General features: G+C 65.9%; 20 protein-coding genes. 17 read left to right on the top strand and 3 right to left on the bottom strand.

The features are described from left to right. The first annotated feature begins 52 nt into the window (after positions 1-52). Together LOZ83_RS01210 and LOZ83_RS01205 are read left to right on the top strand one after the other, a co-directional pair. Positions 53-991, top strand: coding sequence for an oxidoreductase (locus tag LOZ83_RS01210; RefSeq protein ID WP_236787954.1), 939 nt, complete (start codon positions 53-55; stop codon positions 989-991). A 182-nt stretch (positions 992-1,173) separates the two neighbouring features. After that, the gene (locus LOZ83_RS01205; RefSeq protein ID WP_236787953.1) at positions 1,174-1,983 is read left to right on the top strand and encodes an SAM-dependent methyltransferase; all 810 of its coding nucleotides are present in this window, start codon (positions 1,174-1,176) and stop codon (positions 1,981-1,983) included. A 385-nt stretch (positions 1,984-2,368) separates the two neighbouring features. Here the strand turns inward: LOZ83_RS01205 and LOZ83_RS01200 are convergent, their stop codons facing one another. Further along, on the bottom strand, positions 2,369-4,192 hold the full coding sequence (locus LOZ83_RS01200; protein WP_236787952.1) for an IS481 family transposase: 1,824 nt from the start codon (positions 4,190-4,192) through the stop codon (positions 2,369-2,371). A gap of 2,477 nt (positions 4,193-6,669) precedes the next feature. Here LOZ83_RS01200 and LOZ83_RS01195 point away from each other — a divergent pair. Continuing rightward, the gene (locus LOZ83_RS01195; RefSeq protein ID WP_236787951.1) at positions 6,670-6,876 is read left to right on the top strand and encodes a hypothetical protein; all 207 of its coding nucleotides are present in this window, start codon (positions 6,670-6,672) and stop codon (positions 6,874-6,876) included. Positions 6,877-7,075: 199 nt separating this feature from the next. Here LOZ83_RS01195 and LOZ83_RS01190 read toward each other — a convergent pair whose 3' ends face one another. Together LOZ83_RS01190 and LOZ83_RS01185 are read right to left on the bottom strand one after the other, a co-directional pair. Next, positions 7,076-7,912: a DUF6545 domain-containing protein gene (locus LOZ83_RS01190; RefSeq protein WP_236787949.1), complete on the bottom strand. Its 837-nt coding sequence runs from the start codon at positions 7,910-7,912 to the stop codon at positions 7,076-7,078. Between the two features lie 512 nt (positions 7,913-8,424). Next, entirely contained in the window at positions 8,425-8,925 is a 501-nt protein-coding gene (locus LOZ83_RS01185) for a helix-turn-helix domain-containing protein (protein WP_236787947.1), read from the bottom strand. Between the two features lie 1,569 nt (positions 8,926-10,494). Here LOZ83_RS01185 and LOZ83_RS01180 point away from each other — a divergent pair. From LOZ83_RS01180 to LOZ83_RS01115, 14 genes are all read left to right on the top strand, one after another. Next, positions 10,495-10,707, top strand: coding sequence for a hypothetical protein (locus LOZ83_RS01180; RefSeq protein ID WP_236787945.1), 213 nt, complete (start codon positions 10,495-10,497; stop codon positions 10,705-10,707). 51 nt (positions 10,708-10,758) lie between these two features. Then, a complete protein-coding gene (locus LOZ83_RS01175) occupies positions 10,759-11,427 on the top strand; it encodes a hypothetical protein (RefSeq protein ID WP_236787943.1) in 669 nt (222 codons plus the stop codon). A 136-nt stretch (positions 11,428-11,563) separates the two neighbouring features. After that, entirely contained in the window at positions 11,564-13,543 is a 1,980-nt protein-coding gene (locus LOZ83_RS01170; protein ID WP_236787941.1) for a hypothetical protein, read from the top strand. Positions 13,544-13,593: 50 nt separating this feature from the next. After that, complete coding sequence (locus tag LOZ83_RS01165; RefSeq protein WP_236787939.1) at positions 13,594-15,087, top strand: SCO6880 family protein; 1,494 nt, start codon at positions 13,594-13,596, stop codon at positions 15,085-15,087. Between the two features lie 14 nt (positions 15,088-15,101). Further along, positions 15,102-16,700, top strand: coding sequence for a hypothetical protein (locus LOZ83_RS01160; RefSeq protein ID WP_236787937.1), 1,599 nt, complete (start codon positions 15,102-15,104; stop codon positions 16,698-16,700). Continuing rightward, positions 16,700-18,511, top strand: coding sequence for a type IV secretory system conjugative DNA transfer family protein (locus tag LOZ83_RS01155; RefSeq protein WP_236787936.1), 1,812 nt, complete (start codon positions 16,700-16,702; stop codon positions 18,509-18,511). Before LOZ83_RS01160 ends, LOZ83_RS01155 begins: the two co-directional genes overlap by 1 nt. Beyond that, a complete protein-coding gene (locus LOZ83_RS01150; RefSeq protein ID WP_236787935.1) occupies positions 18,508-19,134 on the top strand; it encodes a hypothetical protein in 627 nt (208 codons plus the stop codon). The genes LOZ83_RS01155 and LOZ83_RS01150 overlap by 4 nt, the downstream gene beginning before the upstream one ends. Beyond that, positions 19,134-19,325 carry a hypothetical protein gene (locus LOZ83_RS01145; RefSeq protein WP_236787934.1) on the top strand — a complete coding sequence of 64 codons (192 nt, stop codon included), beginning with the start codon at positions 19,134-19,136 and terminating at the stop codon, positions 19,323-19,325. The genes LOZ83_RS01150 and LOZ83_RS01145 overlap by 1 nt, the downstream gene beginning before the upstream one ends. 2 nt (positions 19,326-19,327) lie before the next feature. Further along, positions 19,328-20,398, top strand: coding sequence for a C40 family peptidase (locus LOZ83_RS01140; RefSeq protein WP_236787933.1), 1,071 nt, complete (start codon positions 19,328-19,330; stop codon positions 20,396-20,398). Between the two features lie 7 nt (positions 20,399-20,405). Beyond that, positions 20,406-21,353, top strand: a complete 948-nt coding sequence (locus LOZ83_RS01135; RefSeq protein WP_236787932.1) for a hypothetical protein — start codon at positions 20,406-20,408, stop codon at positions 21,351-21,353. A 1,375-nt stretch (positions 21,354-22,728) separates the two neighbouring features. After that, positions 22,729-23,817, top strand: coding sequence for an alpha/beta fold hydrolase (locus LOZ83_RS01130; protein WP_236787930.1), 1,089 nt, complete (start codon positions 22,729-22,731; stop codon positions 23,815-23,817). Between the two features lie 451 nt (positions 23,818-24,268). Then, entirely contained in the window at positions 24,269-24,682 is a 414-nt protein-coding gene (locus LOZ83_RS01125) for a hypothetical protein (RefSeq protein ID WP_236787929.1), read from the top strand. 249 nt (positions 24,683-24,931) lie between these two features. Continuing rightward, positions 24,932-25,267: an SH3 domain-containing protein gene (locus LOZ83_RS01120; protein WP_236787928.1), complete on the top strand. Its 336-nt coding sequence runs from the start codon at positions 24,932-24,934 to the stop codon at positions 25,265-25,267. A gap of 200 nt (positions 25,268-25,467) precedes the next feature. Next, entirely contained in the window at positions 25,468-26,547 is a 1,080-nt protein-coding gene (locus tag LOZ83_RS01115; RefSeq protein ID WP_236787927.1) for a hypothetical protein, read from the top strand. Positions 26,548-26,900: the final 353 nt, after the last annotated feature.

Raw genomic sequence — 26,900 nt, 5'->3', positions numbered from 1 at the left:
TATCCTTGGTGTTACATGACCTCGCCGCCGGATCTGTCGGGAGGCACAGCGATTGCGTACTCATAAGGGGCGCTGGACCGAAGCCGAAATCCTCGACCAGACTGGCCGCAAGGCCCTGATCACTGGCGCCAACAGCGGTATCGGCTATGAGGTCAGCCGCATTCTCGCTCACCACGGTGCCGCCGTCGTGTTGGCCTGCCGCGATGAGCGCAAGGCTGCGGCGGCGCAGGCCAGCATCCAGGCGCACGCGCCGCGGGTCGAGATTGACACAGTACAACTGGACCTGGCCTCGCTGGCTTCGATCCGCCGTGCGGCTGCGCGGTTGCGCGCGGATCACCCGCGCTTCGATTTGGTGATTCACAACGCCGGCCTCATGCGGCTGCGCCGTGAGCTCACTGAGGACGGGTTCGAGCGCACGTTCGCCACGAACTACCTGGGCCCATTCCTGCTCACCGGATTGTTGTTTGATCAGATCGCCACCGTCCCAGCTTCGCGAATTGTCACCGTCAGTAGCACCGCGCACCGATTCGTCCGACTCGATTTCGATGATCTTCACGGGCGGCACGGCTACCGCCCATTACGCGCCTACGCCCGCTCGAAACTGGCGCTCTTGCTGAGCACGTACACGCTCCAGCGCCGGTTGGCTGCCATCGGTGCGCCGACCGCCGCTGTAGCTGCGCACCCTGGCAACTGCCGCACCGCCTTCGGTGACGAGCTTCATCCCTTGATCCGCGCCGCCGCAAGCCCCCGTCTTAACTGGTTGCGATTGTTCCAGGACCCGCTTATGGGCGCACTCGCGGTCCTGCGGGCAGCCGTCGACCCCGCGGCGCGCGGTGGCAACTACTACGGGCCGGCAGGCATCGCCCAGTTCACTGGTTTCCCAGAATGCCTTCACTCCTCAGCCGGCTCGCACGACCGTGCCGCGCAAGAACGACTGTGGAGTCAGAGCGAACACCTCACGGGCGTGAGGTATCCCGGCAACGGTGGATGACGGTACGTGATGAACCGGTAACTCACGTGCCGCGATTCTCATCAAGTCACACCGGACAGCGGCTCCGGAAGACAGGTCATTGGAACATGGCACTGTCCGCGCGGCTGGGATCATCCTAGAATCGCCCGGTGACGCGCTGGCCGACACGACTACCGGCAGAAGCTGATGGAGGTGTTACAGCTGTGGCATCACCGACCGCGCCAGGCCACAGTGGCCTCGACGCCAGCGTCATCGCACGGGCCAACCACGTGTGGTTGACGGGGTTGCGCGATCAGCCAGACCGAGCGGTCGAATTCGCCGACAACGTCGCCCTCGTGGCTCCGCATATCCCGCATCTGATCAGGCGCCAGCGGGACATGCTCGGCCGGATGGTGCGCTATCTAGTCGGTCAGGGCATCCACCAGTATCTCGATCTCGGCTCGGGACTTCCCACCGGCGGTCACGTGCACGAGGTCGCACAGGGCGCACGCACGGCGTGCCGGGTGGTGTACGTCGACAATGAGCCAGGACTGGCCAAGGATGGTCAGGCAATCGTGGCCGACAACGCACGGGCGTGCTTCCTGAGCCTGGACATACGCCAGGTGGACGATGTCCTTAACGCCCCGGAGACAGCTCAGCTTATCGATTTCGACCAGCCCGTCGCAGTGCTCCTGATCGAGACCCTGCTGCACATTCGTGACGAGGACAATCCAGACCAGTTGGTCTCGGCCTACGTCGACGCCGTTCCATCAGGCAGCTACCTCGGCATCTCGCACTTCGACGATAGCCCGGCGATTCAAGCCGGTTACGAGATGTTCGAGCAAATGCACCTCGGGGACCGGCCGCGGCCCAACCTGCGTGGTCCCGACCGTCAGAAGTCGTTCTTCACTGGACTCGACCTGGTAGAGCCTGGGATCGTGCCGCTTCCCTTGTGGCGGCCAGACCCAGGAGAGGTCGGCGACCGCAATCCCGATCGCGTCCACGTCTACGCCGGACTCGGCCGCAAACGATGACGGCCGGCGGCTACGCGCCGCCGTCGCTTCGCCGCTATCGATCCGTGGCAGAACATGCTGAGTGCTGCCATCATCGGTTGTTGCGACTGTCCGGCCCACCGAATTCCACCACCGTGGTGGTCCACCGGTCGCTGAAGGTCCTGTCTGTCGCCCAACCTATCGCTGGCGTCTTGATGCCGCGGACCGCCATTGCGTTTCACCCCGAACACGATGAACTCTTCGAACTCTGCCAATCGGGCAGGGTCCTTGCGAACCTCAATCATCTTGGCCAACAGCGGACTCAGGACATCGAGGTGAGGCCATGTGTCGTGTGTGGTCTCAGGAGTTCGTTGACATGATCGGCGCACGACATCGTTGACTGTCTCGGGACATTGTGGACAACCGGTTAGAGTCGGGGAGCGTGGATCTTGGCCTTCCAGCGTCGGACCGGATGCTGGCTGTCGCGGGGGTGCAGGGACAGTTCGGCGCCATCGCAGGTGACGCGGAAATGAGTGTCTTCGACGTGGATGGTGACGATCTTGCCTAGGTAGGTGCGCCCGATGCGCAGGCGTTGGCGAGCGACCATCACCACGCCGTCTTGCGGAACCTTGCGCTGGACGCTGATCGGCCCGGCGGCCGGCGGGGGCAACTGACCGGTGGCGATCCGGGCGCCGCGGATCTTTGTGCGCTGGTCGGCAGCCAGTGGGGAGGGCAGGGTCTTCGCGAGCACGCCCTCGTGCACGACGTGGACGAGGTGCCCGTCCAGGCGCAGCGTCACCTTCTTGCCGGCCAGTTCGGGACCGACCTTGAGGCGAAGCCCAGCCAGGCTGGTCGCGCCGTTGGCATCGAGGCTGCGATCAACCTCGACCACGGCGCCTGCGGCCAGCGTGCCGGCCCGAGCGATCGAGGGTGGGGCTGGCGGCGGTCCCGCGCGCAGGGCGCCGCGCATTGTCAGTTGATGCAGGTCGTCGGCGGTGAGGTTGGACGGCACGGTCTTGACCAGGTCGCCGTCGATCAGAACGTGGACGCTGTGCTCGTCGACCCATACGTGCACGCGTTGTCCGGCGTGCTGGGCGCCCATCCGGACGCGTTGAACCGCACCCAGCACGTTGAGTTGGCCGCTGGCCGCGACGACCGTGTCGAACTCCACCGCGCCGGCCGACGGTGGCAACACGAAACCAGGCGTGATCTCAGCCGCTCTGATGGGAGTGCCGGAGGTGGCACCAGGTGGAACGGCGTCAGGCGTGGCCTCGTGCTCCGATGGAGTCGCCACGGTGACCTTGAGAGGTTCGGGTAGAGTACCGGGACGGAACAGGCTGGCCGGGGTAGCCATGCCAATCGCTTGGTGTGGCCTGCTGTGGTTATAGGTATGCACCCAGGCGCTGATCGCCGCCTGCGCGGTGGGCAGATCGACGAACGGCTCGGTGATATCGAGTAGTTCGCGGCGCAGCGACTGGTGCCATCGTTCGATCTTGCCAGTGGTGGTCGGCGAGTACGGTTTGGTCAGCTTCTGGGTGATGCCGTTCTCCCGGCAAACCCGCTCGAACAACACCTCGGCCGGGCGGGGCTTGGTGAACCGGCCGGTGAACTGCTTCCCGTTGTCGGTCAACACTTCCGCCGGCACGCCGTAGACCCGCATCGCTTTGAGGAACGCATCGGCCACGGCTCGACCAGAGGGCACCGCGAGCACCGCGGACACGACGACAAACCGGGAATGGTCGTCGATGCCGGTGAGCATCTTGCACTCGCGCCCGTCGGCCAGGAAGATCCCGCCCACCAGGTCCAGTTGCCACAAGTGCATCGGCGTTTCCCGTTGCCAGCGCTTGTACTTGCGCCGGTGGTGCTGTTCCTGATGGCGCACCAGTCCGTTGCGGACCAACACTCGGTGCACCGTGGCCCGCGACGGTGGCGACGCGATCCCGGCCTGGGCAAGTTCGAAGGCGATCCGCCGCGCACCCCACCGGGGATGCGCGCGCCGCATCTCACACGCCAGCGCCTCGACGTCGCCCGACACCCGGGTCGGACTCGTCTTGGGACGCCGGGACACCTCCCGCAACGCCTCGATACCGCCGGCCGCGTGCTTGGCCTTCCAGGCATACACGGCCTGCCGGGAAACCCCGTATCGGACCGCCACTTCGCTGACCGGGGATCCGTCCAGCACTTCCAGCACCGCCCGGTAGCGCTGCTCCACTAACCAGTCCCGATCCCCAGCCCGCGTGTCGTCCACCACGGCTGGCAATGATCAACACCAGTGATCGACTCTGTCAAGGAAGTCCCGAGAACGATCAGTCATCTATCTCCTGAGACTTCACACGACAGCCATGAAACTCGGCGATGGCGCGAGCCGCGTGGGCGCGTAGGTCGTCCGGCTCAGCATGCTGCTCCAACGCGTGGCACAGTTCGCGGGCGTCGACCCGTCGGCCATCGTCGAACACGCTGACGACCGGTCGCAGGGGTTCCTCGCTCGTTCATCACCTCGAAGCCCACGCGTCGACGTGGAGTGTCACCAAGGCGCTGAGGTAGACGGGCGTCACGCCGACGGCGGCCGCCAGGCCCTTCTGCGGGTACGGTCACCTTGGCCGTAGTCATTCGGCTCGGACACCGCTTCTTCGTCGAGAACTCTTCCTCGCGCCGGCCAGAGCATGTGGCCGGTCCTGCGGGCGCCGGGATCGCCGCCATCCGCACGGCAGCGGGACTGAGGCACGAACACCCCGCCGTCCGGTATCGCGGTAGCTGTTGTAGAGCGGACGGTCGCCGGACAGGTCGTCTACGCCGGGCCCGTTCATGCGGACGGACCGGTTGTGCGTGGAACCCGGCGCCCGTCTTGGGCGCATCCGTTGAGCTTGCGTGGCAGCCGATTCGTCTACGCGGCCAGGTCGTAGGCGGTCCTCGCCGAGTGCGGACCGCCGCCGCCGGAGATGCGCCGACCGGCGAGTCGAACAGCCGCGGGCATCGAATATACGGCTCAGCCTGAGAGTCACGGGCTGGCGAGGAGATCGTAACGACTCTTCATCCGTCTGCGCCTTCATGCAGGGCACCACCCACGCCTTCGGCGTGGCCGCTGCCGAGGTCTCGGTGTTATCACTTATGCTCCGGACTCGCCTCGCGAAGCGTCAATACGGGCTAGCGGGGCAGCCGAGCTCGGGCTCGGATAGCTTCGGCCACAACCCACGAACACAAACCGCATGCTCCGACGTGATGTGATCGCGACAAGTCACCCAACACTCACGCGTCTGACGAACACAACACCCCCGGGAACGCAGCGCGGGCCGCGGCACGACATGGACGTGCGGAAGGCCCGGACAGGGGAGCCCTAGGTCTGCAACCAATCTCGGGTTGCCGTCTGGTTTCGATGTGCCTGTGGACCGTGTCCGGCATCATGGGTATCATCGGCCAGCGAGTTCAACGCATATTTTGGTACCAGAGAGCTACCTCGAGCCGACCCCAGTAGCATTAGGGCGCGGCCGGACCCAGGCAGAGCATGTGTCGCTCTGTCCCATATCAACGTGCGAACATATCCGACGGCCAGGTCGTTCGGTATCTGCCGTACGCTTGATCCACATCGGGAGAGCCCCGCCGTGTCAACCGCTGGTGCGCGTGTCCCGCGCGTCACTCAGGAACGAACTATTCAGGAACTGCATCTTCGGCGCCCCATCTGCCTCATTGAGCTTCTGGACAATATCGCGCACACGCAGCAGCTATCGATACCAGCGGAGCCGGAGGAAATTCCACGATATCCGGGTTTCGATCGGGGTGCCACGACTCACAATTACCGCCGTCAGCTGTGTTCTGCGACTACGGCGGAATATGATGTTGTCCCTCCTCTCGAAGTTTGCCGCCTAATGCTGCCTCAGGTCGGCGGATCTATCAGATCGCTTATAGTATCTGTTGACAACATGGCCCTTGAAGCAACTCTTACCAGCGCTGTGAAATCAGTTTTCGCTGTCGCGGCCCACGGTGGAGTTGAGTCTTGGGACGGCGAGCTGAATTCTCTGCTGCACCCCGAAGTCAATGTACCGATGATGATGTTGGCTTGGTCGTGCAGCGGAGTAACGGCATTGGTTGTCGAGGCCGCGCCACCAAATCCTCTCGCCCACGACGTTGCACGCTGGTTGCCGCCCGCGTCGGTGCCGACGGCATCCGGCTCCCTGGTCCAGGTCGCCATGGGACCGACTAGCGTCGTCCGCCTGCCCAGGCGTTCGCCCGGTGCGGCCCTCGATGCGAGGCTTGTGAATTGGCCTGTGGTGGATAGGGATTCACCCTCCAGTTACTCCACCGACCTGGTCACGAAGCAACGAGTCCTCAGAGGCCTTCGCCGTCTTCCTGCGACCGACGACCCAACGCGACAGCGGTGACGGCCACAATGAGGCCACGCAAACTCATGGACTGCCTGCGGCAGGTGGTGCCCGATGCCGTAGTGATCTACAGGTTGCTCCATCCTGCCGAAACTCCTGCCGGTTCGAAGAACGACCGTGGCCACCCTTGCGGCGTGCAAGCTGGGCCCTTGGCTCGTGGGATCCAAGGTGCTTGGCCTGTGCGTGAATGCGGTCCGGCGGACGTTGCGGCCGCGATGGACCCTTGCGCTTCAATAGGCGTGGCCTGGTGGTCGCTGACGAGGGCCGCCTTGGTGGAACCCGGGCGGCTGCCGGCGTGGGCCTGGAGTCCAGCACCCTCGGATTCTGTGCGAGCCCGATCTAGGTGTGTGAAATGATAGGCGAACTCGCAGTCATTGTCGGCCTGGTGGTCGTCGGTGCTATCGCCTTTTGGCACGAAGGGCGTAGCAAGGAAGACTCGTATGAACGCTATGAGTCCGAAGGTATGCAGTTTAATCATCTTAGCCCGTTTCATCTCGACGATACGCCGATCAAACCTGCCCCTGATGAGCAGCTCAACCGGGGCCGGGTGGGGGAGTAGTCGTGATAAGTGTGCGCCTGGTGGGTCAGGGTGATCGCAACTAAGTAGGTTGATCTACGGCCATGCTGAATACGTTTCCATTCGCCTCGGGTGAGCCGAAATCACCCGCGTCATTGGTTTTGTGTGCGATCGTGATATCCGACGTATTGCGCATTATCGAGTTCCGAACGCGCATTTTGTGATGTTCGGCATGATGCCGTCACGCGGGGGTGGACGAGTCGGGGTAGTTGAGACAGTATTGGCTTACCTTGCGTACGATCGGGTCTTTGTCAAGCGCCTGGGCTACTGCGCAAAGATGTCTAACCTCGGATGCGAAGGTGCGCCGGCGCGATCCTGCGGGAATGACGTTCGTAGGCAGCTCACGTCTCGTTCGCCATCCCGCCTGGAAGCGGTGTAACGCGGTAGACAAGTTCGCCGCCTCGGTGACGGCTGCCAGTCGACGCGAGGAGTCGCCCCGTTCGCGGCATAGACCGACGGCGATCTTGCGGGCGTCGGGATGTACGAATGCCGCAAGCAGAAGCTCTGCGTCGCGAATTTCAATCAAGCTGCGGTAGAGGTTCTCTGTGAAGTCGTAGTCAGACTCGCCGAGTCCGATCGGCTGCGATGCTGGCCCGAGGACCCTGACCAGAGTGTCGCGTAATGTGTCCAATTCATCCAGGTCCCGTTTCGGCACGGCTATCTGGGCGGCAACGAGATTGTGGCTTCGAGGTTTGCTGATCACGTGCGCTGACCGGGTCTGTGACAAGGTCGTCAGCACCTCGAGCTCCCGTCGACGGTCCCGATTTGCTGTGGTCACCATCCCTCCGATGCCAGTCGCACTGGACACGCCACGGATCTCAGCCAGCGCGCCAAGTGACGTGTCCCCGCTGGTGTCGTCCGTGAGTGGATCGACTTCGAGTGCAAGGTTCCATGCCTCGTATGTAATGAGATAGTCGCCGTGCATGTCGGTCGTGTCAGCCGGATACCGGATGACATCGCGATCCTGCATCGTGATGACATGACTACTCAACGCACGGCCAGCCAACGCCGCCGGCATGGCAACCAGCGTCCGCCGTCGTACGTTCGCGACGGCCTGCAGCAGGTCGGCAGGTTCAAACGGTAGCGGCAAACCAAGGTGGTCAATGCGGTTCTCGCATTGTTCACGTAGGGCATGACTAGCACGACGCACAGCGATGATCTCCGCGAAATCCGCGAATGCAGGTCACCTGGCGGAGGACGGCCTCGCCGCCGAGTGACGTGCCACACGGCTATTGGGTGGGACCGGCCTTGCCCGAATGCCACTGGGATCGGCGCGACAACTGACAGAACGTCACCATGATGTCGTGCGTTCGGCATGATCTTAACCAAGCGTGCTGCGCTCGTCCACCGACATTGATACTCGGCGTATCGAGGCTTGGTGTCGACATGTGCCGCGTCACTGCATCGAGTCCGCCAGGCCCCGGTCCGAGGATTGGCCATCGACTGCGAGTTGAGAGCATGAAGTCCGGTTATTGGCGGGCGATGTGTCATGCCTGACCGAGCGCACAATCGCCCATCGATTCGGCGTGCTCAGGTATCTTGCGGGGTCCGGACGATCACGCCGCGGCGCGTGCGAGGCGTGCCCGCCCGTGCGGCATCCTCAACGTGCTGACGTGCCGCACGGATGGCGTCCGCGAGGGCGAGTACGACATCGGCGAGGTCCGATGTGACGAACCCCCGTCCAGTCGAGATGCTCTCGATCCCCGCGGTGCGAGCCTCATGGAGCAGAAGCACCAACGGCATCTCGGCGGAGAGCAGTCGGCTTCGCTCATCCTCGAGAAACTCCACAGCGGACACGCCAAGAATGTCGGCCAAAGCGGACATGCGTGCCACCGTCTCGCCACCGGAGTTGATCCGATCCTTCTCCAACGCGATAACCCAGTTCCGGCTGCAGCGCGTGCCCATGCGCTCAGTCATCAACCGGGCAACGTCCTCTTGGGTCAGCTTGGCCTTCTTGCGGACTGCCCTGACCCACTGGCCGCGGGTCAGCTGCTGGGACGAGGGCTGCCGTGGCGACGAAGGAGCATCCACGACGGTGCGTCTCCTTCCTGCCGTTCCGGCGGCCTGTCACCGCCACGATAGACCCCATGTCGACGCCAGTCAGTTGTGACTCTATTGCCCATCGTCGCGGGCGATCGGGCCCAATTGCAAGCTAGCCTTGACATTTTGAGAGCGATCTCTAAACTCTGCTCTGTCGTCAATGCAAGCTAGCCCAAGCATTTCTGGCTTGCGTCGGCGGAGGTGCCGCCGTGTTGGGTCGATCGCGCCATCTGAGGGGTTGGCGCTGGCCCGTTCGCTGTGGCATCGAGGGGATTCACGGCACTGCACAGAGGGGGGACTTCGATGCGGGCGTGCCTGGGGAGTGCGTGGTCCGGCGATTGGCCGGGGCACGCTGGGTGCGTCCGCATCGACGTCGGTGCTTCGGCCAGTCCGTCGCGTTGGGGGGCTCTCTCGTGCTGATCACCGTTGAATCCCTGGCCGTCACCGGACGGTTGGCAAGGGAGGTGTCGCCCGTCCGGGCGGCTGCCCCGGATTTCGCTCACGCCCTACGGGCGAACTGGGGCGGGGAGGGCTGGCGCATGCTTCGAACACGCGCCGGAGCATTGCGCCAGCCCGAACCCCGGCCACACGTGACACCTCTCATTCCCGTGGCGACCAACTCGGCCGCCGCGCTGCGACCCAAATCGCTGCCCAAAGGATGGCCCGCGCGCGTGGGGATCCCTATATTCGCCAGGCTGGCCCAACCCCGGCCACCTCAACGGCTTATCGTCGCCGGTGCCCACGGCGGTGCCGGTACCACCACCGTCACGGCACTGCTGGCCGACACAGCCGCGGCCGCCAGCCACGCACCGGCCATCGCAGTCGACCAGTCTGGTCTGCCGTGGGCGGCGACCCTGGCTATGCGACTCCTCGGTGAACGTGCTGGGCTGCCCGCCGCCGCTGCGCGCCGGCTCATCGACCAAGGCGCGGCGACGGCGCAAGCTCGAGCTGGCGCCCCGTGCAGCGGCGCAGGCACCATGGTCGTCGATGACGTCGACGGCTACACCCCGCTCCCTGTGTTGATCGCCTTGGCCGCGGAACCCTCCGGGACCACCGTCGTCGATGGCGGCCGTGTCGACCTCGCTCTGGCGGTGCGCCTCGCGGAGGCCCAGTGGCCCCTGATCCTCGTCGGGCGCGCCGACCTTGCTGGCGCGCAGGCAGTCTGTGCCGCGCTCACATTCTTGCAGCGCCGCTTGCCCGCGCCGCCACTCGTCGTGCTGTCTTCGACAGCACCCTCAGACCGGCGTCGGATCTACGCCGCGCGCACACTCGTGCGTGCCGCCGGCGTCACCACCCTGGTTCACCTCCCCTTCGACGCGACCCTGGCCAGCGGCCAGGCATTGCGTTTGGACCAGGTCGGCAGGTCCACCGCCGGTGCCTGCCTGCAACTGGTTGAGCGCGTGGGAACCCCTGGGGAGGTGGGGGACCCTGTCCGCATATCACGAACTGGTCCACCAGGTGGGCCTTTACCTGGCGCAGCAAACCCCAGCGCCACCCCCGGGTGGCCCAGATTTTGGAAACATCGCTCCTGACAGTAAAGGCGTCCCGAAATCGGGCGTCATGTACACGATTGCCCAGGTGCTGATGTATTTCGGCTTGGGGATCTGCTTTGTCGTGCTCATCGGCGGAATCATCGTCTGGGTCGGTGGGCACTTGGCCGGTGGAATGCACCTGAGCCAGAACGCCAAAACGAACATGGTGCGCTCGGCTTTTGGCGGAATTCTGTTGACCTCCGCCGGGGCGTTATGGACCTGGATTGTCGCCGTCAGCTGACGGCGAGTCTGCGAAAATTCGAGGGGAATTTCTGTGGTGCGTGCGAGAACAGTGGGCTATACCGCCGTCGGTGTCCGACGACGCTGGATTGCCGTTCTCGTCGGTGTGGGTGTGCTCGCGTTGTTCGGCACCGGCGAGTATCTAGTGATCGAACGCCTGGCACCCCGTCCTGCCGTGCAGGCGGTCTCCGCGTCGGAGCTTCCGTTGCACGACGGCATTCCTGTGCCCGAACGGCGCACTGCGGCTGGCGCCGCGACAGCCGCTCAAAACTACCAAATCGCCGGATTTCGAGTTGCCGCGGGCACTCTCGACGCCGCGGCCGCGGCCGCCGTCCTGCTCGACCGACACGCCAGCTCCGCCGCCGCTGCCGTTCTGGCCGCTCCCACGCAGCCGCGTACGGAGCTAGTCCGGCAACGGTCCACCTTCGCGCCCGTATCCGCCATGGTCCAGACCTATAATCCTGATCGGGCAGACGTCCAGGTCTGGGGCGTCGCCGCGGAGTCATCACAGTTGGCGCCGCAATGGGGCGCCACCGAGGACTGGGGACACTCCACCATCTCGGTGATCTGGGACGGCATCCAGTGGCGAGTGGCGGATCAGCATTTTCAACCTGGTCCGTGGCCCGTGCGGTCCGACGAGCGGCTGAATTCCGGCCGCGGGGACTTCTCCTTCCGATCCCACGAATCCAGTCAGGGATGGACCTATGTCCCCGAGTCCTGAGACCCGCATGCCGCCGCTCGCCCCGACAGGCGGCATGCTACCGGCGGACGTTACTGTCTCCCAGCCGACGGTGACGTCCGCCCCTCAACCCCGGGGCCGCGCATGGCGGCGGATCCTCTCGTTACTTGTCTCCGTCGTGCCCATCCTCATAGTCGTCACACCGTCGGCGTCGGCGGACCCGATCGACGTGAACACCATCCCTGCCAACTTGCGCCAGTACATTGTGGACACCCCCGGGTGGGTGACGTCGCCGTGGATGACCTCTGCGCCCTGCCGTGACCGCGGCGGGGATTTCTCGGTCTACACGAAAAACGTCATCCGCGACAACGCGGATCTGTTGGCCTTCTTTCAGCCCACTTACGGCGGCATGGATCTCGACGCCGCCCAACGCGCGCCGCTGATCCTGCAGGGCTACCGCGACATCGCGGCGCAAATTACCGTGCCGGCCGGGTTCTGTGTCGACACGCTCCGCCAATGGGCGGTTCCCGACCCGTCATTCCGGCCTTTTGGATTCCGGTGGGGTGACTACCCGCAGGCGGACAACACTACCGGGCAAGAACACTCCGTCATGGCGGCCTGCACCAATACCCAGGGCGCAGACAACGCACCGTGCGGCGGGTTCTACATCTCGTGCGACGGCGCGACTACACAGCAGGCGCACCAACAATGTGAGTCTTGGAACAGCTTCAGCGACCAATACGTGCGCCAGGTCCAGGCCATGCGTGACCGGGCGTACGACAAGTTCCCTGCCGTCCTCCACGGCGAGACCGATACCAAGTTGAAGTCCCCCAGTGAGATCGCGCAGGACATCATGGACTGGACCACCCAGCAAGGTATGGCGCAGGTGGTTTCCTTCGTGATCCAGGGCGTCACCAACTTGTGGGCGATGTTCCTAAAGATCGTAGTTAACGGGGCGACTCCGAACATCGCCGGGAACTCGTTTACCAGTGTGTACAACCTGATTGCCGGCGTTGCCCTGGCGGTAGCGTTCCTTGGGTGGCTATTCACCCTTGCGACGTCGTGGAAACAAGGCCGCATGCAGTACGCCCTGTTCGGCGGACTCAAAGCCGCGGTCGGCGTGACCCTGGCCGGCGTCGGCGCAATTTTGATGGAGCAGCTGGCCACCGAATGCACCCAGTCTCTGATCAGCGCTGGCGGGTCACTAGCTTACCAAGCCGACTTCACCCAATCATTGGCGAAAACCAACCCTTTCGTGGCGGTGATCGTCGGGGTCGTGATGGCCGTGTGCCTGGTTTTCGCGCTGATCTTCCTCGTTCTGCATGGGGCGTTGACCATGATGTGGGCGCTACTGGGCGGGGTTGCTGCCGCCGGTCAGGTACATCCGGCATCAGCAGGCTGGTTGATGAAATGGGCAGGGCGGGGGACCGCGCTGGCATGGACTCCGTTCGTCATGGTCGGAGTCATGCTGCTAGCCCACGCACTGATGCTGCCGATGGACGCCGGGCAGGACCTGATCAAACAGATCGTCGACGTTCTTCAGGGCCTCGCTCTCGTATTCGCCCTGGCTGCGTCGCCAGCGGTGTTGTGGGAATTGGTTGAGTTCGTCTCTGACCGCGCGGGTGGCGCAGCCGCGGTCGCGGGCGGGGCGAGCGATCGTGCGGGAAAGGGCGCATCCGCGGTCGGCGCCCGGGCCGCGACAGCCGGGCGTGAGGGCGTCGTGAAGGCGGTCGGCGCTATGAAATCAGGCGCCGCCCTGGCAACGGCACGCCTCGGCGCAGGCATTGGGAAAAGTAACACTGGCCCGCCGGGAGCGTCGGCGTCGCCGGCGCACGGTAGCAACGACGGGGACACCCGAAGCAGCCGTCGAGCAGCGCCCGGTGGTCGTAGCGGTACGGGTGGCTCGGATCGTTCGCCCGCGCCCGCGGCGGGAACAAGCGGCACGGCACCCGACGGCCGGCTGCGTCCCGCGGCCAACCTCGGCAGCGTCGTGGCACGGGGATTCAGCCGTGACACCCGCGACGAGCCCGCCGCGCCGGGCGGCCAGATCAGTGGCTGGGATTCGTCCGCCAGTGGCCGCGGTGACACGGGTGCCGGCGGCCATTCCCACAGTGGCGCAGGTCCGCCGCCGAATCCACCGGTCCCGCCACCGGCGTGAGCGCGGACATCGGACCAGGCCAGTGCTACCGACTTATTTAGGAGGAAAGCTTGTCGACGGAGGAGCAGGACTTCGTGTTTCCGCCACGCCGCACCAACGGCATCTTCGGCCGCATCGGGCTGGGCCAGGCGATCGCCGTCCTGATCGGCATCGCGCTGCCGTGGCTAGGCATCCGCTCGGGCTCCCCGATCGTATTCGCATTCGCTTCTGCGGCCGGCGCGTGCGTCGTGGCAGTCGCGTTCTCACGGATCGGCGGCCGCGCGATCACGCAATGGGTACGTCCGGTGCTGGGGGCGGTGTGGTCGCAGGTACGGGGCAGCCATGTGTACCGCGGTGCAGTGTTCGGTCCGAGCTCACTGGCGCACCGGATGGATCTGCCGGGTGATCTGGCCGGGCTACGGATGCTGTCCGCGCCGAGCCCGGACGGGCACACACGCATAGGACTGGTGCTCGACGAATCGAGCGAGACCGTGACGGCGGCCCTAATGACGGAGGGCACCCCGATCATCCTCGAAGACACCGCCGAACAGGCCTCCCGCTTGGACGAGTGGGAGGCCGTGATGGAGTCCACCACGGACGAGGACGGCGCCGTCTCCCGTTGGCAACTCCTGTTCCGTTCGATGCCAGATTCGACAAACCTTGCACAGCGCTACTACCTCGACCGCACCACCGACCGCGAGGCTCCCTCGGCGCAGGCGCTACGTGAGCTGGTGTCGCAGGCCGCGCCGGTCGGACAACGCCACGAGGTGTTCGTCGCGGTCGCGTTCGACCTGGCACGCCTAAGCGGCGAGATCAAGTCCACGGGCGGGGATGACGAGGCGATCGGGATCGTCGTGGTGGAACGGCTCGCGGAGTTGCAGCGCCAGATCGCTGAGGCCCGCATCCCGGTCCGCGGGTGGCTGTCGCCCGGCCACTACGCCGCAGTAATCCACTCTCAGTTCGATCCCGACTCTCTTCCGCTGTACGACCTGCAGGCGGGACGTGACAGCGAACTCGACCCGCGCGCGGCCGGCCCGTCGGCCACCGAACGCCAGTGGCGGGCCTTCGTCCACGATTCCGCTTTCTCGAGCACGATCTGGGTACACGAGATGCCGCGCCGCCCGGTCAGCCGCAACTGGCTGACCCCTCTGCTCCAACACAACGACGTCCGGCGCGCCGTCACCTTGGTCGCCGAGCCCCTCGGCGTGTCACGCGCGGAGCGCTCGATCAACAACCAGCGCCTGGCCGCCGGTGGCTCGATACATGCAAAGGCCAGACACGGACTCGTCATCGACGCCCGCACCCGCAGGGAGCTCGATGCCGCCGAACGCCTTGATGACGAAATCGCCGAGGGCGCCGGCTACTTCCGCTACTCGATGCTCGTCACCTGCACGGCCCCAGACATGGTTTCCCTGCGCACAGCGGTGACCGCGGTGCGTCGGCGACTGACCCGGATCCGATGCGCCTCCATGGTGCTCTACGGCGAACAGGACCAAGGCTTCTACGCCGCCGCCCTGCCCTTGGCGCGAGGCCTAGCGCCGATGTGGTCGCTAACCGGCACCTAACAAGAAGGAAAACCATGCCGAACCACAACACACAGCCGCCTCCCACATGCGCCGACACCACCCACACAGGACTCCTTGCCGAGATTCGCCGTCGCCTGCACGACGCCGACGCCGCCCGGGAACACCAGCGTGCCCAACGCGCACGACGCGGCTATCTCGCGACGGCACGCCGCGCCGCCGACGGACCGCGCCGGGACCGCCTCGGCGCGCACCGACCTGCGTCCGGACGCCTCGCGCACCGGATGCGGCTGCCCGCGCACACCGCAACCTCCGGCGTGCTGAAATCGTTCTATCCGTGGGTGATGGACCCCGGGCTAGGAGTTCCAGGCATCTACATCGGCATGGATCTCTATTCCCGTGCAAGCTTCCTTTGGGACCCGTGGGAGCTGTACGCGGCAGGGATCATCACCAGCCCGAACGGGATCCTCGTCGGAGAGATCGGCAGCGCGAAATCCTCACTGCTCAAAAGCATGATCATGCGGTTCGCCGCAGTAGGGATCCCATTCTCCTGGGTCGACGTCAAGGACGAATACACCCCGCTGGCCCAGGTCCTCGGCGTCGAGCCCCTGCGCCTAGGCCCAGGTCTCGGAGTACGCCTGAACCCGCTGGCCGCACACGGCCGCTACCCCGGACAGACCGACGACGCCTGGCGCGCCGACCTCACTGCCCGTCGGCTCAACCTGCTTGAGGGACTCGTGCATGTGCGGCTTGACCGGCCGCTATCAATGACCGAACGTACCGCGCTCGAACTCGCGCTCGCCTCCTGCACCGGCCAACTCCCCGGCGTCGCCCGCGGCACCCTGGCACCGGCCTCCCTACCCGCCGTCGTCGGGAAACTCCAAGCCACCGAGGAATGGACCAGTGCGCTCCGCGATCGCGGTGTCACCGCCACCCAACTGCTTGACGACTCCCGGGATGCGCGCCTGGCGTTGCACAGCCTGGTCGACGGCCCCCTACGCGGCATGTTCGACGCCACCGACGACGCCCACCGCTACCTCGACTTCGACGCACCCGGCACGGTGCTGAACCTGCACGCGGTGCGCGCCGACCAGGCCGTCACGGTCATGTCGATGGTCTGCGCCCAGTCGGCCATGGAAGCGGCCCTCATGCGCCCCAACGCCCGCCCCCGACTTGTTGGCTACGATGAAAGTTGGCTCGCGATGCGCTATGTGCCGCTACTGCGACGACTGCAGGAAGCGGCGAAACTCGCCCGGATGTTCGGCATCACCAACATACTGGCCGCGCACCGGCTCACCGACTATGCCGCCGGCGCCGAAGGCTCCGAAGCTGCACGCCTTGCCCGGGGTCTGATCGAGGACACCGGGTTTCGCGTCGTCTACCGCCAGACCGACGCAAGCCTTCCGATCACCCGGGACATGCTCGGCCTCACTGACGTCCAAACCGGACTGTTGAAGTACCTCCGCAAAGGCACCGGTATGTGGCTTCTGGGCAACCGCGCATTCGTCGTCCAACACCTGTTGTCCTCCGTGGAGGAACCACTGGTGCAGACCGACTCCCGCATGAACCTGCGCCGCGCCGATCGCGACGAGATTGCGGATGAGGACTGGGATTCCCTTCTCGAGCTGTCCGCTTCGCCCCGGGAGGACACGTGATGATGGGCCGGCGCAACCAACAACGACCGGTGATTCGCCGCCACCTCACCCAGGAAACCGTCAGTCTGGTCGCCGCGGGCGGCGTCGTCGCCCTCGCTCTTTTGACGGCCCTGACGGGACAGTTCACCGCGCTCGTAACCGATCGCGGCTGGCCGGCATGGGGCGGACGGCGATTCACCCCGCTCGCTCCGATCCTCGGCGTGTACGTCCACGCTAGCGACCCCATGCGGGACTGGCCCGGGCTCGACGGCGCGACACCGCCGCCCGCTGCGATCTTCTGGTTTCTCTTCACCGGAATCCTTGCAATCAGTGCCTGGCTGACATGGAGGCTCACGCGGGAGCTGCGCGGCCGGTTCCGACCAGGGTTCGCCACCCGTGCCACGGTGATCCGCGAGCTCGGCGCCACGGCGATGATCAAACAAGCGCCCCGGCTCCGGCCTCAGCTCGCGCGCACCACCCCGCGGATCAGACCCGAGCAGATGGGCACCCCGCTCGGCCGCGACATCCATACAGGCGTCGATTGCTGGGCCTCGGTCCGCAAATCCAAATACGTCGTGGGGCCTTCCGAATCCGGCAAGACGGCGTGCGTGGTGATTCCCGAAGCCCTCGATCACGACGGTCCGCTCATTGCTTCCTCCAGCCGAGGTGACGTTCTCGCCGCGACCTGGGGAGCCCGCGCCGATCGTGGCTGCGTCATCCTCTTCCACCCGCTCGCCACAACACCGGTGCTGCCGCTCGTGCAGTGGGATCCCGTCGCCGACTGCCCTGACCCTGTCGTCGCCATCCGCCGAGCCCAAAAGCTCATGTCCAAGGTAGACATGAGCCGAGTGTCCGACTCGGACACGTGGCGCAACCGCGGCGAGGCCGTGCTGCGCAACCTGCTTCACGCGGCGGCGTTGGCACATAAGGATATTCGTACGGTCCTGCGCTGGGCCTTCGACCAGACCAGCGTCGAACCTGCAGCGATCCTCGCACGCAACACGGCCACACCAGACAGCTGGGCAGAAATGCAGTACGCGACCACGCGGCTTCCCGACCGCCAGCGCGCCGGCTACTACATGGGCGTCGAATCCGCACTCAAACCTTTCGACCACCCCCGGGTGCTTGCCAGCTGCCTGCCCCAACCCGGGCGGGGATTCGACCCGAGATCATTCTTCGACACCACGGCCGGACAGAGCACGCTGTACGTACTCTCCCATGAAGACGAACCCGCCGGCGTGGCTGACCTGTTGGGCGCTCTAGTCGATGAGGTCCTCACCGTCGCCCGCGAGCACGGGCAACGCGCACTCAATAACCGCCTCGACCCGCCACTACGGCTCATCGCCGATGAAGGCCGTAACACCGCCACGCTAGGCCAGATGCCCACGCTGATCTCTGCAGGAGGCGGAGACGGAATCCCAACCACCCTCGTCGTCCAGGAAAACGCGCAGGCGGCGTACCGGTGGGGCGAGCACGATGCACGTGCAATGTGGGGGTCAGCTGCGATCCGCATGGTGTTACCCGGCCTAAGTGACGAGGCCCAGCTCCGCACCATTGCTGGCTACGCGGGGGAATTCGACGAAGAGATCCCGACCTTCAGCACGGGAGCGCACGGCACGACCACGTCCTACACCATGCGCTCCCGTGCAGCCCTGGAGCCGGCCGGCGTGCGCGGCCTGGACAGATTCCACTCCTTAGTGCTTGCCGCCGGCGGGCTGCGACCGGTCCTGACCGAGCTCCAGCCCTACTACGAACGCGATGACCACGCCGTGACCGCCCGCAGCGAGGCGGAGTTCTTCGCTGCCCTTAATGAGAAGCGGAGCCTGCTATGACCCACCCCACCCCGCCTCCCGGAACGGAAACCGACGCGGTGGCCGCGTCGCTGGACGATCGAGTCGAGGCCGCGCTGGACACGGTGGAAGAGTTGGTGGACCGCACGCTGCCGGCGCTCGTCGCGCGCATCGAGGCGGTCGAGGGCGCCGACGTGCGAGAGGGAGTCGGTCGCAGGGCAGCGTTCCGGTTCAACCATCCATTCGCCACCGGGAACCCGGTCGGTCCGCAGGAAGCCGTGCAGGCATGGCATCGGCTGCACCGGTGGGTCGAGTGGCTCGCCGGGCAGGCCCGGCTCAGCGCCGTAATCCCGCCGTGCTGGCCTCTGCACCCGCTGCTGGTCCTCGACCTCACAGCGCTGTTTCTCGCGTGGGAGAACGCGTGGACCACCCGTGCGAGCGCTGATGCGCCGCTGGCATTTCAAGAACGTCTGGATCGCGCTCGGGTCCGCTGGGCGGATCCGAACTGGGGCACGCCGCACTGCGATGGAACCCACGACCCCAGTGGCCTGGACAACGCCGATCTATTCCGTAGCTGGGTGGAGGACAAGTGGCAGCGCAGGGCGTTCAGCATCGCGGTGTCGGTCATCGTGGCTCGGTTGCGTGGTACCGGGGGCGAACGCTGATGGTTCACACGTACGCGGATCTGGCACGGCTGCAGCGGCAGCGAGAGCTCCTGCTGACCTTGGTGCTCGCCCCCGAAACCGTCGCCGTCAATGAGCCGGCTCGGGCCGCTGAGCGCGAGCGGGAGCAACGCCAGGCCGCGACCGCACCGGTCAACGATGCACAACGCGGTGGATCCGATGTGGCGATATAGCGATGGCGATCGTTGCGGCTCAACTGGCGGGCAACCCGCGAGCGCGCCGCGCGGCTTGGTGGGGCTGCCTGCTGATGTTTGGTCTTCCGCTTGCGGTGGTGTGTCTGATGATCACGGCGTTTCTTGTCGCCGACGACACCGAGGCTGCGCCGGTGAAAGGGGCCAACTGTGCGCCAGGTGGAGCCAATGCCAGTCAGGTCGGCCCATGGTCGGGCGACCAAATGACCAACGCGACGACGATAGTTGTCGTTGGTCGTCAGCAACAGATCCCCGACCAGGGAATCGTGGTCGCGCTGATGGCGGCAATGGTCGAGTCCCGGTTGCGCAACCTGCCCTATGGAGATCGCGACAGCCTCGGATTATTCCAGATGCGCCCCTCCCAGGGCTGGGGCACGGTCGCCCAACTGACCGACCCCGCGTATGCGGCCGCCATGTTTTACGCGGCTCTAACTGCGGTGCCGGACTGGCAAGGGATACCGCCGGGCAACGCTGCCCAGGCAGTCGAGCGAAGCGCATTGCCCGACCAGTACGCCAAGTTCGAAGACGACGCCCGCCAGGTGGTCGGCGCGCTCTCTGGCACCGCCTGTGCGACCTGGAAACAGGGCAGTGGCTCGACAGGCGGATCCAGCGGCGGGGGCTCGGCGCGTGCCCAGAAGGTGATCGCGGCGGCGATGTCCCAGCGTGGCGTGCCATACGCCTGGGCGGGTGGAACTGCTCAGGGGCCGTCGCCCGGGACGGGGGCCGACGCGGGTGTTGTGGGATTCGACTGCTCCGGACTCGCGCTCTATGCCTATGCGCAGGTCGGGATTTCGGTACCACACCAGACGCAAGCGATCTGGGCGACTTTCCAGCCCGCGGTCACCGACCCGGGCGGAGTGCAGCCGGGAGACCTGATCCTCTTGTCCAGCAACGGGACTCCCGGCGGGATCCATCATGTCGGCATCTATCTCGGCAACGGTCAGGTCGTTCACAGCCCGGAATCCGGCGACGTAGTGAAGGTGACCGACAACATCTGGGCGCCCGGCTCCTACTGGGCCCGTCAGTTCATCGGCGCGGTCCGACCAGGCGCATGACCCTGCCATGCGCCCCGACGATATCGAATACAACTGGGAGGATGCGATGACCCATTACCCGCCGTTGGTGACATGGCAGCGCCGCGATAACTGCCTCGCTCTGCGGACTGGACAACGCTTGACGCTGGTTCCGGCCCAGCTTGCGGCGCACCTGCTCAAGGCCTTCCCCGACGGACTGGATGATCCAACCGATGACTTGCTGCGTGCCGAGGAAACGTTACGCCGGCGGGCTGAGAACCTGCGGCAGCGCAGCGAGCAGCTCACCCTCTTGCTTGCCCGCAAGACCAGCCGCGTCGGCGAACTCAGCCGGGTTCTTGGTGTGTGCGACGGGGGTGCTCGCCACCGCGCCTTGGATGAGCGCCGGCGGTTGGCCGGAGACCTGCGTGAATTGGTCGGGGAGGCGCAACAGGTCAGCGACGAGATGCACCACACCGATTGGTTGATCCGCGCATTGCGGACCGTGGTCCTTGCGCTGGACTGCGACGATGGACTGTTGGGCGAGGCCGCGCGCGGATGGCGGCGCAGCTCTCTGCGACCGGCGTGGGTCACAGAGACGTATGCGAGCGAGGATGCTTTCCTCGACGGCGACGCGCGACGCGCGGTCACCGCTGGATGGGGTGGACGCGTCACTGCGGCCGAGCACCTGACGAGTGGTTGGCGCCGGGACGACGATGAACCTGATCCCGACGCCGACCCGCTCGAGCTCGCCGGGCCCTGGGAGGTCGGCTACGTGTCGCGGACCGGAGAACTCTACGCATTGCGTCGCTGCCACTACCGCGCCGAGGAACTGTGGGTGCTCGGCTGGGGATTCGCTGATGGCGACGCGGCCCGCGACTTGCTGGCGCGCGCACAAGCGCGCCAGCGTGAACCTAACTCGCTTCTATGGCTCGCCGACCTCGTGCACGATGCTAGCTTCCGGACTTCAGCGAACTCATCATTCCAAGACATCGCATGACCAGCGTTTGGAGGTGTGCGGCGCTATTGGTCGGCACGATAGTCGCGGTTCTTGTTGTCGCCAGCTGGACGACACAACACTATAGGCCCCGTTCCTCGCCTGCCCGATCCGCAGGGCCGGATGTGTGGGCCAGTGGCTCGGCGAGCGCACATAGGCGTGAATGACATCGACGGGGGAGTGGCGAAGATCGTCGGCCGCATCCCCAGCACGGCCGACACCATTTCCGTGTGCGATGAGAGACCGGCAGTTGTTCTGAAATGATGAGGCTGACGGCGCCTTAGGAACGCTGTCAAAACACTCCACTCCCTCGTTGGCTGAGAACGTAACGAGGTCTTCAATGGTGCCGCAAATAATTGCACCGCTGAGAACGAAGAATTGAATTTTCCTGAGGAAATATGTTGACGGCGAGCGATGCGGTCCGGCATTCTGACATTGGACAGAGCGACGACCGTTGGTCACAAACTGCGGGCACGACCGACAAAATTCCAAGTTCCTGTCGCCCCGCGTTTTGCACGTACATCGGTCCCGTTGTTCGCTGTCGCTTCGCCGAATGCAGCGCGGTTAGACATAGAGTCGAGAGGGCAAGCTCATGGAATTGCGACGATTCCGCGCGAATTTTGTTACGCCGTGGACGGCGCTCGACGTCAGCGTCCAGTCACTGGGGGATTGGACGCCCGTGATGCTGAGCCGTGGGTTCGCCGCTCTACCTGCGCGCCACATCGACTCGGTTGACCTCGATGCCCGGCTGCATAACCTGCAGTCGGCCCGCAGCTCGACGATTCTGGCTGCGTCATGCCGGTAATAGCCCGCGGAGACCGGGATGACGCGGCCGCCTGTGGCGTTCACGCATCTCGCCTTCGCGTCATCGCATTCGAGAAAGAGGAGGTGATGTCTATGACTGCCGACCAGCGCGACCGTGCACTGCAGGAGGTCCTGCCCGGTGGTCGCACTCCCATGTCCCGCGGCCCGGTGACTCCAGGGGGAAAGCGGCGCTCGACCGAGATGCTGCCCTCGCGGCGACTCCCGCGCCACCGCGCGAGGATCGTGTCGGCCGCGCTGGTCACCGCTAACACCACGCTCGCCGTCCTGTCGGCTCCGTCATGCCAAGCTCTGTCTGAGGCCTCGACCAAGTTGTGCTGTGCCGAGTAGTGGCGCGCTTCGCGACCCGGATGTGGACCCCGCGGTTTCAGTGCCATTGCGAAAGCCTGGCCACGTCACGGTTAGCGGCTGACGCCGGATCCCGCGACCCCAACATCGTCCCAGTGCGAGCGCGAAGTTCGTTGCGCCGTCACGACCCGGATCCCTCGCCAATCTCCGTCTGCGTGCTCCTCCCCACGCAGCGACCAGATCCACTCGCAACCAATTGGGAGGACCCATGTTCGCCATACCGTCCGCTGTCCGCCGTCGACGCCATCTGACCCGCGCGATCACTCGCACCGCCGCAATGGCTATTTTGGCGGCGGCGACGCTGCTCGCCGCGCTTACCGCGTCCGCGTCCGGGGCCGAGCCGAATTCGACCGGCTGTCAGGAGGTGCGGGTTCCGGTCACCCTGACCGACGGCACCGCAGCGCAGCTGGCCGGCACACTGTGCCAGCCCGTCGGCGCGAAAGCGGTTATGGTGACCATTCCGGGCATAACCTACAATCGGGCCTATTGGGATTTCCCGATGGATCCCGGCATGTACTCGTTTACGCACGCGGCCAACAGGGCCGGTTATGCCACGCTGACCTTGGACCGGCTCGGCACGGGCGCCAGCACCCATCCGCTGTCCACTGAGGTAAACCTTGTCAACGGCACGTTCACCGTGCACCAGGTCATCCAGGCGCTACGTGCTGGGACGATCGGCAGCGGCTACCGCCGGGTGATCGAACTAGGGCATTCCTGGGGCGCGATCACCGCCTACACCGAAGCAGGGTTATTCCGAGACGTTGACGCCGTCGTGACCGCCGGCATTAGCCACCGACTCAACCTGGCCGACGCCATCCGCATCGTGCTCGGCAGCTCCCGCCCTGCGACGCTCGATCCGCAGTTCGTGAGCAAGCGGCTCGATCCCGGCTACCTGACCATATCGGCCAGCGTGCGTGCTGACGCGTTCTATGCCCCTGGCACCTCCGACCCGGCCGTGATCGCCGAGGACGAGCGACTGAAGGACGTCTACTCGGCCACCGATTTCATTTCGTACTTGCCCGAGTACCTGAACCCGTCGTCCCGGATGTATGAGGGCCCTGTCCTGGTGATCAACGGTCAGGCGGATCGAATCATGTGCGGAACTGCCCCGCTGGGCATCGACTGCAGCAGCGGTGCCGCGGTGGCCGCCGCCGAGCGGGCCTTCTACGGAGCGCACGCGCAGGTCGACGGGATCGTCGTGCCCGATACGGCGCACGATCTGCAACTGTCCACCACGGCACCCACCACCAACCGGCAGATCCTCGGCTGGGTCGACGCCACCCTCAGCCACCTCTGACGGCGACGCGGGTGTGGGCGCTCCCGTGCACCCATCCGATCCTGTATTCCCGCGCGTCCGTGCAGACAGGACGGTTTCGTGCCGCCGATCGGATTATCCGCCCCTGGCCGGGGTCCTCGGCACGCTGCTCGCCACCGCTATACCGACGATACCGCAGGGACCTGGTCATCTCCGGGATCCAGTGTGCGGGCGGTGCCGCGCCCACACGCGCGCACCCAACGGGAACCGGCGCGGCCGCGATCGCGGGCAAATCCGTCCCGATCCCGAGCCATCCGCGCCGGCTACCTCGTCCGGCGTCACCCGGCAGCGCTGTCCGTGCTAGCCGAGAGCGTATCGGCTCCCAGACCCTCGAGCCCGCGGAATGAAAGGAGGCCACCACCCGAGTCCACACCCGACTGTCCACACACGACAATTCTGCATTCCGTGAAAACCGTTACAGGGGAGGAAAATCGTGAAATTGAGAGGAATCCGCAAAGCAGTGCTGGCCACTGTGCTGGCCGGGACCGCCGCGCTCGGCGGTGTGGCCACCGCCGACGCCGCCACGGGCGCGCCCAGCGCAAACGTGAACGTCGGCCCGATCGGTGTTGGGGTCAGCGCCGTCGGTGGCGCACCCATCCAGGTGCGCCGCGATATCCCGAACTTGCCGATGTTCTACCAGCCGGCCGTCGGGCCCCACGCGTACGGCGCCGCGCTGCCGGGATCCCGATGGTGGGGCCAGTGCTGGACCGAAGGCCAGTGGATCACCGATTTCGGTGTCACCAACAACGCGTGGATCCGGGTCAGCCCGTGGGCAGGCAACGTTTTCTACTTCTGGGCCGGCGCACTGCGCGGCGACGCTCACGCGGGCGTGCCCAACCACTGCTGACCCGCGTTCGGCCACGCAGTGGCCACCTCCCCGGCACCTGCGTGCTGCCCCGCGCCCTCACGTGGCACCCGCTAGACCGGTGCGCCTGCTCCCCGCGCACCGGTTCCCGCCCATCCACGTCCGACTGTCCACACGAAACCGTTCGTGATTCCACGAGAACTGTTACAGGGGAGGAAAACCGTGATGTTAACGCGAACCCGTAAGGCCGTTCTGACCACGGTTCTAGCCGGTACAGCGATCCTCGGCGGCATGGCCGTGGCCGACGCCACCACCATCGGCACGATGGCACCGGCTACCGAGATGTCGTCGGCGGCGATCGGGGCCGGCCCGGTGCGGCTGGCCGTGTGCGCCCCGCGGCCCGGCCCGGCCTATGTGGCCGGCGACCGGGTCAACCTGCGCAGCGGCCCCGGCACCGGCTACCGGATCCTCGGCACCTACAACTGCGGCCAACCCGTGTCGTTGCGCTGCTTCGCCACCCCAGGCCAGTTCCCCGGCTGGTGGTCGCTGCAGATCCCCGGTGGCCCGACCGGATACATGCGCGCCGACTACGTCGCCAACACGGGCCGCGGGCCCGGCGTCTGCTGAGCCACCAACCCGATCCGATCACCGACCGGTAGCTCGCGTCCCCTCACGCGGCAACCACGACACCGGTGCGGCCGCTCCCCGCGCACCGGCCCCGCCTCATCCACCACCTCACGTTGGGGAGCATTCCCATGACATCCACCGCGATCCATCATCGCCACCACCCATATCCCGCACCGGGCCCGCGGCGGCGGACGCTGCACATGGTCGGCACCCTGCCGCCGTCGCTCGCTGTCGACGAGGACACCGCAATGCGGTGGATCCTGGAGCAGGCTGGCCCCGTCGCGCTCACCGGGCTCCCGGCCGACCGGGATTCCAACTGGATCATCGGCTATCTGCGCAACCTCACCAACGTTGCCGTGCTTGAGGTCGTCGTGCCGGGCGAGTTCCGCGACTACGACGACTTCACCGTCTACCGCGTAGCCCGCCGCCGGTGCCTTGCTCCGGGCGACGTGACGCTCGGGCGAGTCGCGGAGGTCGACGCGGCGATGGTCGCGCACCGGCACCTGGCCACTGAACACCCCGGACTGCCGCCGCATCAGGTCAGCATCCCCAGCCCACTGGACCTTGCCGCGTTCGTTTTCGGTGTCCCCGCGGCGCTGACGGGGCTCCTCTCCCGCCGCCATGCTGTGGCCGCGGTCCGCGCTGCGCTGGCCCACCTGCCGACGTTCACAACCGCGGTCGTCAACGAGATCCGCGCGATCCATGACCGCTGGGGCGACCAGGTTGCCTTCCAGGTCGAAACCCCCGCGGTGTGCGTGAGCTACGACCGTGCCCCGCGATCGCTGTGGCCGGTCGCGACCGGCTTCCTGACCAGCGTCACCGCGCGCGTGCTGGAAGCCATCCCCGCAGACGCGCTGGTCATCGTGCACGACTACTGCCATGGCGACTACATGAACAAGCCGATCGCTGACCCGGGTACGCTCCTGCCGTTGGTGGCCTTCCGCAACCGGATTGCCGCGCGCCTGCGCGCCGGCGGGCGGACCATCCCGCCGATGCACGCCGCCCTGTGTGATGGCGTCACCCCACCGTCCCTCGACCCGGAGTTCTACAAACCATTGAACCGGCTCGATCCCGACATCCCGTTCTACGCCGGGGTGGTCGACGAACAGCACCCGGCCGAGACCGCCGCGGCGCTTCGGCTCACTGAGGCGGCCCTCGGTCGACCGGTCAACGCAGTCGCCGCGCCCTGCGGGCTCGGCCGGCGCGACCCTGAGCGTGCCGCGGCGAACATGCGCCTTGCCCGCGAACTCGCGTTGACCCCAACCGAAGCCACTCCGTGAAATTCCGGCAGAACCGACGCCGAACGATCACTACTCTAGCCCGATGATCCACCGTGGGCCTGTGTCGGGATCGCTGACCGGCAAAATGGGAGCTGTCGGTAGCTGCTCTGCGATCCAGCCATGTAGAAGCGTGTAGCTGCGGCCTGAAGCCACCGGCTTCGAGTCGTTCCCGATGACGTCAAGTCCCAGCTCGTCCGGGCGCGTGAACGTGGTCCGGTCGGAGCAGGCGAAGGTAGCGTCAGGCAGGTCACGCCCGTCGACCATCCGAGGCGTGATCACGTGTGGTCACGCCTCCCGAGTCGACTGATTTCGCATGCGTCATCGCCAGAATTCGGCGAGCTGTACGTTGCTAT

Source organism: Amycolatopsis sp. GM8 (genome assembly GCF_021653975.1).
Taxonomy (GTDB): domain Bacteria; phylum Actinomycetota; class Actinomycetes; order Mycobacteriales; family Pseudonocardiaceae; genus Amycolatopsis_E.
This window is presented reverse-complemented; position numbering and strand designations above follow the sequence as displayed.

Coding starts and splice junctions, on each gene's coding strand:
- LOZ83_RS01150 (WP_236787935.1), top strand. CDS start 18,508: ATGACCCACCCCACCCCGCCTCCCGGAACGGAAACCGACGCGGTGGCC.
- LOZ83_RS01190 (WP_236787949.1), bottom strand. CDS start 7,912: ATGCCGGCGGCGTTGGCTGGCCGTGCGTTGAGTAGTCATGTCATCACG.
- LOZ83_RS01120 (WP_236787928.1), top strand. CDS start 24,932: ATGGCCGTGGCCGACGCCACCACCATCGGCACGATGGCACCGGCTACC.
- LOZ83_RS01130 (WP_236787930.1), top strand. CDS start 22,729: ATGTTCGCCATACCGTCCGCTGTCCGCCGTCGACGCCATCTGACCCGC.
- LOZ83_RS01160 (WP_236787937.1), top strand. CDS start 15,102: ATGCCGAACCACAACACACAGCCGCCTCCCACATGCGCCGACACCACC.
- LOZ83_RS01155 (WP_236787936.1), top strand. CDS start 16,700: ATGATGGGCCGGCGCAACCAACAACGACCGGTGATTCGCCGCCACCTC.
- LOZ83_RS01195 (WP_236787951.1), top strand. CDS start 6,670: ATGATAGGCGAACTCGCAGTCATTGTCGGCCTGGTGGTCGTCGGTGCT.
- LOZ83_RS01180 (WP_236787945.1), top strand. CDS start 10,495: ATGTACACGATTGCCCAGGTGCTGATGTATTTCGGCTTGGGGATCTGC.
- LOZ83_RS01115 (WP_236787927.1), top strand. CDS start 25,468: ATGGTCGGCACCCTGCCGCCGTCGCTCGCTGTCGACGAGGACACCGCA.
- LOZ83_RS01145 (WP_236787934.1), top strand. CDS start 19,134: ATGGTTCACACGTACGCGGATCTGGCACGGCTGCAGCGGCAGCGAGAG.
- LOZ83_RS01135 (WP_236787932.1), top strand. CDS start 20,406: ATGCGCCCCGACGATATCGAATACAACTGGGAGGATGCGATGACCCAT.
- LOZ83_RS01140 (WP_236787933.1), top strand. CDS start 19,328: ATGGCGATCGTTGCGGCTCAACTGGCGGGCAACCCGCGAGCGCGCCGC.